This is a genomic window from Accumulibacter sp. (assembly GCF_023806635.1).
Taxonomy (GTDB): Bacteria; Pseudomonadota; Gammaproteobacteria; order Burkholderiales; family Rhodocyclaceae; genus Accumulibacter.
On the sequence record NZ_JAMTDQ010000006.1, the window covers coordinates 130,179 to 144,960 of the forward strand.

Annotated in this window: 8 protein-coding genes; 2 read left to right on the forward strand and 6 right to left on the reverse strand. The window is 65.9% G+C overall.

Annotated elements, in window-relative coordinates; all coding sequences use genetic code 11:
- Nucleotides 1–38 precede the first annotated feature (38 nt).
- From NFW30_RS01390 to nirB, 3 genes are read right to left on the reverse strand one after another with little or no spacing between them, the layout of a single operon-like run.
- Nucleotides 39–1,250, reverse strand: coding sequence for a nitrate/nitrite transporter (locus tag NFW30_RS01390; protein ID WP_295350204.1), 1,212 nt, complete (start codon nt 1,248–1,250; stop codon nt 39–41).
- A 21-nt stretch (nt 1,251–1,271) separates the two neighbouring features.
- Nucleotides 1,272–1,580: a nitrite reductase small subunit NirD gene (nirD, locus tag NFW30_RS01395; RefSeq protein ID WP_295350206.1), complete on the reverse strand. Its 309-nt coding sequence runs from the start codon at nt 1,578–1,580 to the stop codon at nt 1,272–1,274.
- Between the two features lie 30 nt (nt 1,581–1,610).
- Complete coding sequence (gene nirB, locus NFW30_RS01400) at nt 1,611–4,040, reverse strand: nitrite reductase large subunit NirB (RefSeq protein WP_295350209.1); 2,430 nt, start codon at nt 4,038–4,040, stop codon at nt 1,611–1,613.
- A gap of 284 nt (nt 4,041–4,324) precedes the next feature.
- On the opposite strand from nirB, the gene NFW30_RS01405 reads away from it, so the two are divergent.
- The gene (locus tag NFW30_RS01405) at nt 4,325–7,060 is read left to right on the forward strand and encodes a nitrate reductase (RefSeq protein WP_295350332.1); all 2,736 of its coding nucleotides are present in this window, start codon (nt 4,325–4,327) and stop codon (nt 7,058–7,060) included.
- A gap of 84 nt (nt 7,061–7,144) precedes the next feature.
- Nucleotides 7,145–7,675, forward strand: a complete 531-nt coding sequence (locus NFW30_RS01410; protein WP_295350211.1) for an OmpA family protein — start codon at nt 7,145–7,147, stop codon at nt 7,673–7,675.
- A gap of 34 nt (nt 7,676–7,709) precedes the next feature.
- On the opposite strand, the gene NFW30_RS01415 is transcribed toward NFW30_RS01410, so the two are convergent.
- The 3 genes from NFW30_RS01415 to icmF form a co-directional block, all read right to left on the reverse strand.
- Nucleotides 7,710–9,017: an MFS transporter gene (locus NFW30_RS01415; protein WP_295350214.1), complete on the reverse strand. Its 1,308-nt coding sequence runs from the start codon at nt 9,015–9,017 to the stop codon at nt 7,710–7,712.
- 42 nt (nt 9,018–9,059) lie between these two features.
- Entirely contained in the window at nt 9,060–11,207 is a 2,148-nt protein-coding gene (locus NFW30_RS01420) for a bacteriohemerythrin (protein WP_295350217.1), read from the reverse strand.
- A gap of 171 nt (nt 11,208–11,378) precedes the next feature.
- Nucleotides 11,379–14,645, reverse strand: coding sequence for a fused isobutyryl-CoA mutase/GTPase IcmF (gene icmF / locus NFW30_RS01425; RefSeq protein WP_295350220.1), 3,267 nt, complete (start codon nt 14,643–14,645; stop codon nt 11,379–11,381).
- Nucleotides 14,646–14,782 lie beyond the last annotated feature (137 nt).

The window sequence follows — 14,782 nt, forward strand, 5'->3', positions numbered from 1 at the left end:
CATTCTGACCTGCCGCCCGCGGGTACTCAAGCAAGGGATCAGATGCGGGCTGCCGTCAGGTGCGCCGCCCCCCAGGTCGTCCGCCAGCGCGTCTTGACGGCCGTCAGGCCGGCCAGCGCGAGCAGGGCAAGGCCGGCGAAGATCAGGAAGCCGATCTGGTAGCTGCCGGTGATCTGCTTCGCGTAGCCCAGCGACGACGCCAGGTAGAAGCCGCCGACACCGCCGGCCATGCCGACGAGCCCGGTCATGACACCGATTTCCTTGCGGAAGCGCTGCGGCACGAGCTGGAAGACGGCACCATTGCCCATGCCGAGAGCGAGCATCGCGCCGACGAAGGCAACGAGGGCCATCCACGCCGCCGGCAGGCCGACACTGGCGATGGCGAGGAAGATCGCGGCCAGGATGTACATCACCGACAGGCTCTTGATGCCGCCGATGCGATCGGCAACGTTGCCGCCGATCGGTCGCACCAGGGAACCGGCGAAGACGCAGGCGGCGGTGAAGAAGCCCGCAGTCTTGGCATCGAGCCCGTACTGGATGTTGAAGTAGATCGTCAGCGACGAAGCAAGACCGACGAAGCCGCCAAAGGTCACCGCATAGAAGAACATGAACCACCATGCGTCGCTGTCCCTGAGCACCTTGAGGTATTCCGGCAAGGCCTTCGGTGGCGGACACTCCGGCGCATCCCTGGCGGCGACCAGATAGAAGGCGAAGACCAGGACGAGCGGGATCAACGCCAGTCCGAAGACGTTGCCCCAGCCAAAGGCCATCGCCAGACTCGGCGCGATCAGCGCCGCCAGCGCCGTACCTGAATTGCCGGCACCGGCGATCCCGAGCGCGGTGCCCTGGTGCTCGGGGGGATACCAGCGCGAGGCGAGCGGCAACGCCACGGCGAACGACGCACCAGCGACGCCGAGGAAGATGCCGAGGATCAGCGTCTGCTCGTAAGTGTCGATACCGAGGTACCAGGCGAAGAACAGCGAGGCGATGACGACCGCCTGGCCGATGGCGCCGGCCATCTTCGGCTTCAGATGGTCGACCAGGATGCCCATGAAGATGCGCAGGATGGCACCTGCCAGCACGGGCGTGGCGACCATCATCCCCTTCTGCGCGTGGGTCAGAGCGAGATCCCTGGCGATCTGCACCCCCAGCGGGCCGAGCATCACCCACACCATGAAGGCGAGGTCGAAGTAGAGAAAGGCTGCCAGCAGCGTCGGTCGGTGACCGGCCTTCCAGAACGGGGTGTTCATGATTCCGGGTTTCCTTTCGTGTCAGATTTGCAGGAAGACGGTGCCGCTCTCGACCCGCACCGGGTAGCGCCGTGAACAGCCTTCATCGGGAGGCACCGCCTCGCCCGAGTCGAGGCGCAGTTTCCAGCCATGCAGCGGGCAGGTCACCTGATTGCCGTGTACCAGTCCCTGCGACAACGGCCCGCCCTTGTGCGGGCAGTGGTCGCGCAGGGCGAAGACCGCATTGGCCGAAGTGCGGAAGACGGCGATATCCCCGCCCGTCGCACGGACGACGCGGCTGCCCAGCCGCGGGATGTCTTCCAGCATGCAGATCGATTTCCATTCACCCATTGCTCTTTCCTTCTCCAGTCAGACAGGCGTTCAAACGATGAGCGCCTCGTATTCGTTGCGTTCGACGCCGGCGACGCGCTCGGCCCAGGGGTCCCGGGCATCCTGCAGTTCGGCCAGCAGACGGGCGTGCAATGCCTTGCGGTTCTCCTCGTCTTCGACGACGCGGCTCCTGGCGTGCTCGAGGCCGACGCGCTCGAGCCAGTGGCAGGTCCGCTCGAGATAGAACCCCTCCTCCCGGTACAGTTGCAGGAAGGCGCCGGCATACTCCAGGACTTCCTCGTCGCTCCTCACCTTGACGAGAAACTGTGCCACCTCGGTCTTGATGCCCCCGTTGCCGCCCACGTACAGCTCGTAACCGGAATCGACGCCGATCACCCCGACATCCTTGATGCCCGCCTCGGCGCAGTTGCGCGGACAGCCCGAAACGGCGAGCTTGACCTTGTGCGGCGAGTACATGTCGAAGAGCATCCGCTCGAGCTTGACGCCCATGTCCATCGCCAGTTGCGTGCCGAAGCGGCAATGTTCGGCGCCAACGCAGGTCTTGACGGTACGGATCGACTTGCCGTAGGCGTGCCCGGATGGCATGCCGAGATCCTGCCAGACGCCGATCAGATCTTCCTTGCGAATGCCGAGCAGGTCGATGCGTTGCCCGCCGGTCAGCTTGATCGTCGGCACCTGGTACTTCTCGGCGACGTCGGCGATACGCCGCAACTCGGCAGCGTTGGTCAGCCCGCCCCACATCCGCGGCACGACCGAGTAGGTTCCGTCCTTCTGGATGTTGGCATGGGCACGTTCGTTGATCAGACGCGAACGCGGGTCGTCCCGGGCCTCGCCGGGCCAGGTCGAGATCAGGTAGTAGTTGAGCGCCGGACGGCACTTCTCGCAGCCGTCTTCGGTCCGCCACTCGAGAAAGCGCATGACGCGGTCGATGCTGAGGAGGTGTTGCGCCCGGATCGTATCGCGCACTTCCTGGTGCGAATGATCGGTACAACCGCACACCGGCTTGCGGTTCGAGGCAGCTGGCGTGTACGCGCCGCCGATCGTCGCCGACAGGATCTGCTCACAGAGGCCGGCGCAGGAGCCACACGACGACGCCGCCTTGGTGTGCTGCTTGACATCGTCGAGGCTGAACAGGCCCTTCTCCTTGATCGCCTTGACGATCGCACCCTTGCTGACGCCGTTGCAGCCGCAAACCTCGGCGCTGTCGGCCATCGCCGCCGCCTTGCTGTGGCCCTGATGACCGACATCCCCGACATGCGACTGGCCAAACAACAGGTGATCACGGATCTCGTGAATGTCCTGGCTGTCACGCAGCAGCTGGAAATACCACGGGCCATCGGCCGTATCACCATAGAGGACGCCGCCAACCAGACGGTTGTCGCGAATCACCAGCTTCTTGTACACGCCGCCGGCGGCATCGTTGAGGGTGATCTCCTCGGTATCCTTGCCGCCAAGGAAATCGCCGGCCGAAAAGAGATCGATGCCGGTCACCTTGAGCTTGGTCGAGGTCACCGAGCCGGTGTAGCGTCCGATACCGAAATTGGCCAGATGGTTCGCCGCCACCTTGCCCTGCTCGAAAAGCGGCGCCACCAGCCCATAGGCGATGCCGCGGTGCGCGACACACTCGCCGACGGCGTAGACCTTGGGATCGTAGGTCTGCATCGTGTCGTTGACGACGATTCCCCGCTGGCAGTGGATCCCGGCCGCCTCGGCAAGCGCCGTGTTCGGGCGGATGCCAACGGCCATGACCACCAGCTCGGCGGGCAGTTCCAGCCCGTCCTTCAGCCGCACGCCAGCGACGCGACCGCTCGTACCGGCGATCAGCATCTCGGTCTGCTTGCCGAGCAGGAACTTCAGGCCCCGCTCCTCGAGCGATCTCTGCAACATCCTGCCGGCGGTCTCGTCGAGCTGCCGTTCGAGCAGCCAGTCGGCGAGATGGATCACCGTCACGTCCATGCCACGCAGCCTGAGGCCGTTCGCCGCCTCGAGTCCGAGCAGGCCGCCGCCGATGACCACTGCATGGCGGTGGCGCTGTGCTGCATCGATCATCGCGTCGGTGTCGGCGATGTCGCGGTAGGAGACCACCCCCGGCAGATCGTTGCCGGGAATGGGCAGGATGAAGGGATTCGAACCGGTCGCCAACAGCAGGCGGTCGTAGTCCGCGGCGGTGCCATCGTCGGCGATCACCCGCCGCCGCAGGCGATCGATCCGCTCGACCTTCTTCCCGAGGTGCAGCATGATGCCGTGCTGCGCGTACCAGCCATGGTCGTTGAGGATGATGTCCTGGATGCTCATCTCGCCGGCCAGCACCGGCGACAGCAGGATGCGGTTGTAGTTGGGGTGTGGCTCGGCACCGAAGACGGTGATCTCGTACTCGTCGGGCGCCAGCTTCAGCAGTTCCTCAAGCGTACGCACGCCGGCCATGCCGTTGCCGACCATGACGAGTCTCTTCCTGCTCATTCGTCTCTTGCTCCTGTCAAAGAACCGTGATGCCCATCTCCTAGCAAGCAGCGTGCCAGTACTCCCACAACCCCGGTCTGCCACCGCATCCGCCTCCATGTCGCCGCGCAGCGGCGACTGCGACGCACCACTGCGGCGCACAAACGGGTGACCGCGCAAGCAACTGGTGCGCGCAACGGCTTGCTACGCGCGCGCCAACATCGGCGGCGCACGCTTTTGTGGGCCCGACCGCCCGCTGCTGGTCATGGCACGCGTGTTGCTTTGGAGAGCCGGGAGTGAAAATCATGAACGACATCGTCCGGTCCACCTGTTGTTACTGCGGCGTCGGCTGCGGCCTGCTGATCGAAACCGACGCCGGCAGGATCGTCGGCGTCCGCGGCGACCCGGCGCATCCCGCCAACCACGGCCGCCTGTGCAGCAAGGGCGCGACGCTGCATCTGAGCAGCCGCCCGGAATATCGTCTGCTGCATCCGCAGCTGCGGCGGCAGCGCGACGTCGCACGCGAGCGCGTCGGCTGGGACGAGGCACTCGACTTCGCCGCCGAGCGCTTCGCCGCGATCATCGATGAGCACGGGCCAGACAGTGTCGCCTTCTACATCTCGGGTCAGTTGCTGACCGAGGACTACTACGTCTTCAACAAGCTGGCGAAAGGGTTGATCGGCACCAACAATGTCGATACGAACTCGCGTCTCTGCATGTCGTCGGCGGTGGCGGGCTACAAGCAGACCCTCGGTGCCGACGCTCCACCATGCTCCTACGACGACATCGGACTCGCCGACTGCCTGCTGATCGCCGGCGCCAATCCGGCGATCGCCCACCCAATCATCTTCCGGCGCATCGAGGATGCCCGCGCAGCCAATCCCGGGCTGCGCATCATCGTCGTCGATCCACGGCGCAGCGAGACCGCGGCCATCGCCGATCTCCACCTGCCACTGGCCCCGGGCAGCGACATCGCGCTCTACAACGGCCTGCTGCACGTCCTGCTCAGCGAGGGACTGGTCAACCGCGACTACATCGCCCGCCACACCGAAGGTTTCGACGCTCTGGAAAGGACCGTCGAAACCTACACCCCGGAGGTCGTGGCCCGCATCTGCGGTCTGCCGCAAGCCGACATCGTCCGGGCCGGACGCTGGTTCGGCAGCGCTGGAGCGGCCCTCTCGCTCTACTGCCAGGGCCTCAACCAATCGGCCCACGGCACGCACAACAACGCGGCGCTGATCCACCTTCATCTGGCGACCGGACAGATCGGTCGCCCCGGTGCCGGCCCCTTCTCGCTGACCGGCCAGCCGAACGCCATGGGTGGCCGCGAGGTCGGCGGACTGGCCAACCTGCTGTCGGCGCACCGCGACCTCGGCAACCCCGTGCACCGCGCGGAGGTTGCCCTCCTGTGGGGCATACCAGCGGTGCCCGAGCGACCGGGGAAGACCGCCATTGAGCTGTTTGCCGCCCTCGGGAGCGGCGAGGTCAAGGCGGTCTGGATCGCCTGCACCAACCCGGCACAGTCGCTGCCGGCGCAGGCCGAGGTGCGCGCTGCCCTGCATGCCGCCGACTTCGTCGTCCTCCAGGAAGCTTACGCGGACACCGATACCGCCGCCTTTGCCGATCTCCTGCTGCCGGCAACCAGCTGGGGCGAGAAGGAGGGTACGGTCACCAACTCCGAACGACGGATCACCCACGTCGTGCCGGCCGTGACGCCTCCGGGCGAAGCCCGTCATGACTGGCGGATCGCCGTCGACTTCGCGCGTCGCCTCGGCCGGCGACTGGCGCAGCCATCCGGCGACGATCTGTTTCCCTATGAGCACCCCGAGCACATCTTCGCCGAGCATCGGCAGAGTACGATCGGCCGCGACCTCGACATCGGCGGCCTGAGCTATTCGCTGCTCGACTCGCACGGTCCGCAACAGTGGCCTTTCCCGGCCGGCGCGAGCAGCGGCCGGCAGCGCCTGTACGAGGACGGCGTCTTTCCGACCGCCAGCGGTCGGGCCCGTTTCGTCCACGTCGAACATCGCGCGACCGCCGAAGTCACCGACGACTCCTTGCCGATCAGCCTGCTCTCCGGACGCCTGCGCGACCAGTGGCACGGCATGAGCCGCACCGGAACCGTCGCCCGCCTCTTCAATCTCGACGATGAGCCCCTGTTGACCATGCACCCGGCCGATCTGCGCCAGCGCGACCTGCGCGATGGCGACCTGGCGAGCGTGCGCAACCCGCGCGGCAGCATCGTCGTTCGCGTCGCCGCCGATGAAGGGATGCCCCGCGGGCGCGCGTGGTTGCCGATGCACTGGGGCAGTCGCTACATGAACAGCGCCGGCGTCAACGCGTTGACGACGCCAGCCCGCGACCCATTCTCGCAGCAGCCCGAACTGAAGCACACCGCCGTCGCGGTCGACAAGGCGGAGCTGCCCTGGCAGCTGGTCGTCCTGCGCCTGGCGGATGGCGGCGAAGCCGGTACACCGGCGCTGCTCGCGTCCGCCAGGCGGCTGCTCGACGAGTTCGATTTCGCTACGGTCGGTCTGTACGGCCGCCGGCAACCGCTGGTCATCCTGCGTGCAGCCCACCGGCAGCCACTGCCGGAAGAGCGCCTGCATGCGATCGACCAGCTGTTCGGTCTCGCTGACGATGACGCGGCGATCGTCTATGCCGACCGGCAGCGACAGGTCAACAAGCGGGCCATCGCTCCCGACGGCCGCCTCGTCGGCGTCCGGCTCGCCGGTGAAACGCTCGCCCACGGCTGGCTCAAGGAGGTGATGGCCGATGACTCACTCGACGCCGAACTCGTCCGCTGGGCAGTGGCGCCGATCGGTGAGCGGCCGGGAAAGCTGCCACAGCGCAGCCGCGTCGTCTGCCGCTGTGCCGACGTGACGGCGGCCGAGATCACTGCCGAGCTGACCGGCGGCGCGAGCCTGGCGGCCTTGCAGGAAAAGCGTGGCTGCGGTACCTTCTGTGGCTCCTGCCTGCCGGAGCTCCGTCAGATGGCCGCCGCGCACGCATCGCACACGCCGGGCGCAAGAACCGCCTGAGCGGCTTGGGTGCCGAATGCGATCGCCGCCGGAGCAAGGCAGTCGTATGACCGTGCGTTCGTCCTGCCTGTCGGTGGATTGCCCATGTCGTTGCCACGCCACGTCCTGCCCCTCGGTCTGGCTGCCGCCCTTCTGCTGGCCGCCTGTACCACCGCTGACAAGCCGCCGATCGCGGTGGACTCGGCCAATGCCGGCGCGGGACAGCAGAAGCCCGCGCGGGCGCCACTCGCCACCGGCCGACCCGGCTCTGGAAAGCCGCTGCCCTTCGCCGACGACGAAGCTGCGCGAACGGTCTACTTCGCTCCCGGCGAGGCGACGATCGATGCCCAGGGTGCCGAGGTGCTGCGGCTGAACGCCCAGCGACTCAAGGAGGACTCGCAACTGGTCGTCGTCCTCGTCGGTCACACCGACAACCTCGGCAGCCCGGCCTACAATCTGGCCGTCGCCGACCGGCGAACGGAAGCGGTGAGCGAACGGCTGCGCTCGCTTGGCGTGCCACGCAACCAGATCCGTCGCCTGCCACGGGGCAGCGAGGAAAGCAGCAGGCAGAAATGCGACAGCGAATCGTGCCGGCGCGGCATGCGCCGTGTCGACCTGGTCTACGAAAGGCGCTGAGCGACAGGGCAGCGGCGCCGACGGCAGCGGTCGATCAGGCCGGCGGCTGCCAGACGTTGCGGCAGTGGGTTTCGCGGATTCGCCAGGATGCCAGCGCACCCAAGCCCGCGGTCGCGGCGAGCAGCAGCACGCCGGCCTGGAAATCGGCCATGCTGTAGAGCCGGGCACCCGCGTCGTTCAGCCCGCCCTGCCAGCTCAGGTCCATCACCCAGCCGACCAGTGGTTGCAGGATGGCAGCGGCGAGAAAGCCTCCCATGTTGGTGACGCTGGTGGACATTCCCGAAAGCAGTGGCGGATTGACTTCCTTGGCACAGGCCCAGGTCAGGGTGAAACTGGCGGTCAGGAGGCCCATCAGCGCGAACAGTGCGTAACTGATGGGTAGCGGCATGAGGGTTCCCGACAGCCAGACGAGCCAGATTGCCGCGTACAGGTGGCTGCTGGCCAGCAACACCGGCTTGCGCCGGCCAATCCGGTCCGACAGCGTGCCGACGCCGACGCAGCCCAGCGCAAAGCCGGCGAAGTAGAGGCTGACATGATTGGCCGCGACGCTGCGCGTCAGCTGCTGCGCCTGTGTCAGGAACGGGGTTGCCCAAAGGCCGGCGAAGGCAAAGAAGCTGCCGCAAATGCCGAAGTTCACGCAGACGACCGGCCAGGTATCGCGGTTCCTGAGTACCAGCAGCAACCCGGAAAGGACCACCGTGCGGTCGAACCGCGGACGCTCGGCATGCCGCGGCGCCAGTGTGCCAGAACGGCCAGCCGCCGTTTCGCGCAGCAGGAACCAGCAGGCCAGTCCGAGCAACAACGAAACCCCCGCCAGGCCGACGAAAACGCCACGCCAGCCGGTGATCTGCGCCAGCCAAGACAACGGCGCGCCGGCCAGCACCGAGCCGAGGTTGCCGATCAGCATGGCGACGCCGACGAGGCTGGCGAAGCGCCTCTCGTCGAAAGAGACGGCAATGATCTTGAGCATGGCGATGAAGGTCACCGACACGCCGAGCCCAATCAGCGTCCGGCCCAGCAGCGCCACGTCGAAACTGGCGGCAAGGCCGAACAGCAGGCTGCCGGCGCCACCGACGAGCCCGCCGAGGAGCAGGATCAGGCGCGGCCCGAGGGTATCGACGAGGATCCCGGTCGGCACCTGCATGACCGTATAGACATAGAAGTAGGTCGCCGCCAGGACACCCAGTGAAGACGCCGTGCTGTTGAACGCGGCGACGAGGTCCTGGGCAATCCCGGCTGGCGCGAAACGCTGGAAGAAGGACAGGACATACGCCGCGACGACGACGGCGAGAGCCAGCCGTCGCCGTCGCGGCGGCGGCGCCGGCGCACCCGGGCTACCCATCGGCCGCTCCCGTGGACGACTGCCGACAGGCGGGCATGGCCTTCAGGCAACCCCGCGACTCGCCAGATCCCGAGCCAGCGCGCGGTCGACCTTCAGGAAATGGTTTACCAGCCAGTCGCGCAGGAAGCCCATCAGCTCGACCGAGATCGTACCGCCGGCGTCGTACTCGCGCTTGAAGCGCGAGACATCGTCGATCAGCTTGCGGTGCGTCGCCAGGTGGGCATCACGATCGGCATACTGGTGCTGTTCCATCAGTCTCTGCTCGAAGGCGAAATGGTTCACGGTGTAGTTCACCAGTTCGTCGAGGATCGCACCGCAGGCGGAGCGCCCGGCACCGGAGCGCATGGCACCGTTCAGCCGGTTGGCGATTTCGATCAGCACCTGGTGCTGGCGGTCGATCTCGGCGTGGCCCACCGCCAACGCGCTCGACCATTCCATCAGCGGTTTCACCGCCGCCCCGCTGTTGCGAGCGGCCTGTGAACTCCCACCTGGCATGTCGCCGACGCGGAAGCGCTGCACCATCGAGAACATCTCGCCCGACGCCTGTTCGAGCTCGCCCGCCGACTGCAGCGACTGCCGGATCACGTTCTCGGTCTGCCCGGAGGCCTTCATCACCGCGTCGACATTGCCGACGATGTCCTCGATCCGCTGCGTCTGTGCCCGTGTCGCCTGCGACAGCGCCTGCATCTTCTGCAAGGTGTCCTGCGCCTGCTGCTCGATGGCGTGCAGGGTCTCGGCCGCCGAATTGGCCTGTTCGACACCACTCGCGATCACCGGTGCGGCTGCCTGCATGCCGGCGACCGCACTTTCGGTGTCGGCGCGGATTCCCTGCAGGACACTGCCGATCTCTGTCGTCGCCCCGCCCGTCCGCTCGGCAAGCTTGCGCACCTCGTCGGCAACGACGGCGAAACCGCGTCCCTGCTCGCCGGCACGTGCGGCTTCGATGGCGGCGTTCAAGGCCAGCAGGTTGGTCTGGTCGGCAATCTCCTTGATCACGCGGGCCATCTGGCCGATCTCGCCGGTACTCGCCACCAGTCGCGAAACCTGCTCCGAGGAAACGGCCACGGTATCGGCAATCGCCTGCATCTCGCGCGCCACCCGCGCCGCCACGTCGGCACCGCCGTGCGCGCCCTCTTCGGTCGCCCGCACCAGACCGTTGACGACTTCCACACTCGCGGAGACGTCGTCGATCGCTGCCCGCGTCTCGGTGACGGCGCTGGCCTGCACCTGCGTCGCCAGGTTGATCTGGTTCGACTCCGCCGACAGGCGCTCGATGCTCGCCTGCAGCCGGCTGGCGTTGCCGAAGATGGCGCGCAGCATCTCGCGCAGGCTGCTCTGCATGTGCGACAGGACAAAGAGGACGCTGCTCCGGTCACCCGGCTGCAGCGGGATGTCATGCGTCAGGTCGCCATCGGCAATGCGGCTGGTGGCGGCCAGGGCAGCCCGCGGCTCACCACCGAACTCGCTGACGATGCTCTTCCGGACAGCCCATGCGCCGAACAGCAACAGGGCCGTTGCGGCAACCGCGAACAGCACGCTGTTCAGGGCCTCCTCGCGGAAGATCCGGTCCACGTCGTCGATGTAGATTCCCGAGCCGACCACCCAGCCCCAGGGCTCGAACTTCCTCACATAGGACAGCTTGGTGTACAACTCGCTGCTGACCCCGCCACCGACGAGCGGCTTCGGCCACAGGTACTCGACGAGGCCCTCGCCGGCCTGCTCGACGACCTCGTTGAAACTGACGAACAGGTTCTTGCCCTCAACCGCCACCCGTCGCCCGCTGGCGCCGGCCTGCAGCGAGATCGCCTTGTTGAAGCGCGCCTCGTCGAGCACCTTGCCGTCGAGTGCCGGTACCGTCGGGTGCATCACCATGCGCGGCACCGGTTTGCCGAGATCGTTGATCCAGAAGTACTCGGTCTTTTCGTAGCGCAACCGCTTGACGGCCTTGATGGCCTGCTGCCGGGCTTCGTCCTCGCTCAACATGCCGGCCTTCTGCAGATCGTTGTAATGGTCGAGGACGCCGACGACCGTCTCGACAAGGTGCCGGGTCTTCACCTGGCGGTCGCCGTAGAGCAGGCCGTGCAGGGACCAGAGGCTCTCCCAGACGATCAGCAGCATGGCCAGCAGGGCCAGGATCGCGGTCAGCGAAAGCCGGTTCATGAGACTCAGGCGGCGCAGCGCTGCAATCATGTCACTCCCCCCGTTTCTTGCCAGACGACCATGCTGGACCAATCGGCAGAAACTTGCAACAGCGGTACGAACCGCGGGAGCAGCGGGCTTCGTCGTTCCCGCGGCGGACGAAGCGTCTTCGCACAGCGTTGATCGGCCCGGTTGTGCTCGGGCACATCCGGGCCGACGTTGCTACATGCTGCGCCGATACTGGCCGCCGACCTCGTAGAGTGCGCCGGTGATCTGACCGAGCGAGCAGGCGCGTACCGCATCCATGAGAACCGCGAAGACGTTGCCGTTGTCGATGACGGCGCGCTGCAGGCGCTCGAGCATGGCTGCGGAAGCGGCTGCATTGCGACCCTGGAAGGCCTGCAGGCGCTGCAGCTGCGACTGCTTCTCCTCCTCCGTCGAGCGCGCCAGTTCGATCCCGATCTGGGCATCTCCGTGCGGGTTGCGGAAGGTGTTCACGCCAACGATCGGGAACGAGCCGTCGTGCTTCTTGTGCTCGTAGTAGAGCGATTCCTCCTGGATCTTGCCGCGCTGGTAGCCGGTTTCCATGGCGCCGAGGACGCCACCACGCGAAGCGATCGCCTCGAACTCGCGCAGCACGGCCTCCTCGACGAGATCGGTCAGCTCGTCGATGATGAACGAGCCCTGATTCGGGTTCTCGTTCATCGCCAGGCCCCACTCGCGATTGATGATCAACTGGATGGCCATCGCCCGGCGGACCGATTCCTCGGTCGGCGTCGTGATCGCCTCGTCGTAGGCGTTGGTGTGCAGCGAGTTGCAGTTGTCGTAGATGGCGATCAAGGCCTGCAGCGTCGTGCGGATGTCGTTGAACGACATCTCCTGCGCGTGCAGCGAGCGACCGGAAGTCTGGATGTGGTACTTCAGCTTCTGGCTGCGCTCGTTGCCACCGTACTTGTTCTTCATCGCCACCGCCCAGATACGGCGGGCGACGCGGCCGATCACCGAGTACTCGGGGTCCATGCCGTTGCTGAAGAAGAACGACAGGTTGGGTGCGAAGTCGTCGATGTGCATGCCGCGCGCGAGATAGGTCTCGACGTAGGTGAAGCCGTTGGCCAGAGTGAAGGCCAGTTGCGAGATCGGATTGGCACCGGCTTCGGCGATGTGATAGCCGGAAATCGACACCGAGTAGAAATTGCCGATCTGGTTATGGACGAAGAACTCCTGGATGTCGCCCATCATCTTGAGCGCGAACTCGGTCGAGAAGATGCAGGTGTTCTGTCCCTGGTCCTCCTTCAGGATGTCGGCCTGCACGGTGCCGCGCACGTTGGCCAGCACCCAGGTGCGAATCTTGGCGATCTCGTCCTCGGTCGGCTCGCGGCCGTTGTCGACACGGAACTTGTCGACCTGCTGGTCGATCGCCGTGTTGAAGAACATCGACAGGATGATCGGCGCCGGACCGTTGATCGTGAGCGACACCGAGGTCGTCGGCGCACAGAGTTCGAAACCGTCGAAGAGGACCTTCATGTCGTCGAGGGTGGCGATCGACACACCGGAGTTGCCGACCTTGCCGTAGATGTCCGGACGCGCATCGGGATCACAGCCATAGAGGGTGACCGAATCGAAGGCCGTGGACAGGCGTTTGGCGGGCATTCCTTCGGAGACCCTCTTGAAGCGCCGGTTGGTACGGAAGGCGTCGCCCTCGCCGGCGAACATCCGCGTCGGATCCTCGTTCTCGCGCTTGAAGGCAAAGACGCCGGCGGTGAACGGGAACGACCCCGGGACGTTCTCGCGCAGGAGAAAACGCAGGACTTCGCCCTCGTCCCGGTAGGTCGGCAGGGCCACCTTGCGGATTCGCGAGCCGGAGAGCGAGGTGGAAGTGAGACGGGTACGAATCTCCTTGTCGCGGATCTTCACCACGTATTCGTCCTGCGCGTACAGTTCGACGGTTTTCGGCCACAGGTCGAGCAGCTTGCGCGAGCGTGCGTCGAGCTGGCCGTCCTTCCAGGCGATCAGCTCGTCGAAATCGGCTGCCGGCTTGCCGCAGCTCTCAAAGAGCGACCTGGCGGTGCGCAGCGACTGTCTCTGGCGTGCGATTTCGGCCTGTTCGGCGGTGTGCGCGTGATAGGCTCGGACCGTATCGGCGATCTCGGCAAGGTAACGGACGCGCTGCGGCGGCACGATCGCGCGCTGATTCGATGACTGCCGTACCCCCACCAACGGCAGCCTGCCCTTCTTCAGCTTCAGACCACAGGCGTGCAGCTTGGGGGCAATCGCCTGGTACAGGGCGGTGACGCCGTCGTCGTTGAAACGCGCCGCCATCGTGCCGAAGACCGGCATCTCGTCGGGGCTCTGGTTGAAGGCTTCGTGGTTGCGCTGGTACTGCTTGCGGACGTCGCGCAGGGCGTCGTCGGCACCCTTGCGGTCGAACTTGTTGATCGCCACGAAATCGGCAAAATCGAGCATGTCGATCTTCTCGAGCTGCGACGCGGCGCCGAACTCCGGGGTCATGACGTACAGCGAGACGTCGACCAACGGCACGATGGCGGCGTTGCCCTGGCCGATTCCCGAGGTTTCGACGATGACCAGATCGAAGCCCGACAGCTTGCAGGCGGCGACCACTTCCGGCAATGCGGCGGAGAGTTCCGACCCGGTGTCGCGCGTCGCCAGCGAGCGCATGTAGATGTTCGGGTGCTCGATGGCGTTCATCCGGATGCGGTCACCCAGCAGTGCACCGCCGGTGCGCTTGCGCGACGGGTCGATGGAGATGATCGCCAACTTGAGGCTGTCGCCCTGATCGAGCCGGAAGCGCCGCACCAGTTCGTCTGTCAGCGACGACTTGCCGGCGCCACCGGTACCGGTGATGCCGAGCGTCGGCACCTTCAGCCCGGCGGCGGCATGCAGCAGCTTCTTGCGCAGCGCTTCGGGGTAGGCACCGTTCTCGAGTGCCGTGATGATCTGCGCCAGGTGCCGCCGGCTGCCGGCCCTGAGGGCCGCGAGCACGGCCTCGGCATCCTGCGGTGCCAGCGCCGACAGGTCGTCGTCGGCTTTCGCGACCACTTCGTTGATCATTCCCTGCAGACCCATCGCCTGCCCGTCCTCCGGGGAATAGACGCGCGTCACGCCGTAGGCGTGCAGTTCAGCGATCTCGCTGGGCACGATGACGCCGCCACCGCCACCGAAAACCTTGATGTTCTCGCCGCCACCGGCCCGCAGCAGGTCGATCATGTACTTGAAGAACTCGACGTGCCCGCCCTGGTAGGAAGTGATGGCGATTCCCTGAACATCTTCCTGCAGGGCCGCGTTGACGATCTCCTGTACTGAACGGTTGTGGCCAAGATGAATCACCTCGGCACCCGTCGATTGCAGGATGCGGCGCATGATGTTGATCGATGCATCGTGCCCGTCGAACAGCGAAGCGGCGGTGACGAAACGCACCTTGTGCTTGGGCCGGTAGGGTAGAAGCTTCTTGGCTATGGAAAGATCGGTCATGTCGTTCGCGCTCCAGGATGATCGAAAAGACAGCGGTCAGCGGCTGCCGTAGGGGGACCCACATGGTAGGAAGTTGACGCCGGAAACGCCATTACCCAAGATGACGCCAACAATGCAAATCTTGCCAACTTGAAATA

What these genes read in the sequence shown, in the direction of transcription:
- nirB (WP_295350209.1), bottom strand. Translation starts at nt 4,040, where the DNA reads ATGAGCAGGAAGAGACTCGTCATGGTCGGCAACGGCATGGCCGGCGTG.
- NFW30_RS01405 (WP_295350332.1), top strand. Translation starts at nt 4,325, where the DNA reads ATGAACGACATCGTCCGGTCCACCTGTTGTTACTGCGGCGTCGGCTGC.
- nirD (WP_295350206.1), bottom strand. Translation starts at nt 1,580, where the DNA reads ATGGGTGAATGGAAATCGATCTGCATGCTGGAAGACATCCCGCGGCTG.
- NFW30_RS01410 (WP_295350211.1), top strand. Translation starts at nt 7,145, where the DNA reads ATGTCGTTGCCACGCCACGTCCTGCCCCTCGGTCTGGCTGCCGCCCTT.
- NFW30_RS01420 (WP_295350217.1), bottom strand. Translation starts at nt 11,207, where the DNA reads ATGATTGCAGCGCTGCGCCGCCTGAGTCTCATGAACCGGCTTTCGCTG.
- icmF (WP_295350220.1), bottom strand. Translation starts at nt 14,645, where the DNA reads ATGACCGATCTTTCCATAGCCAAGAAGCTTCTACCCTACCGGCCCAAG.
- NFW30_RS01415 (WP_295350214.1), bottom strand. Translation starts at nt 9,017, where the DNA reads ATGGGTAGCCCGGGTGCGCCGGCGCCGCCGCCGCGACGGCGACGGCTG.
- NFW30_RS01390 (WP_295350204.1), bottom strand. Translation starts at nt 1,250, where the DNA reads ATGAACACCCCGTTCTGGAAGGCCGGTCACCGACCGACGCTGCTGGCA.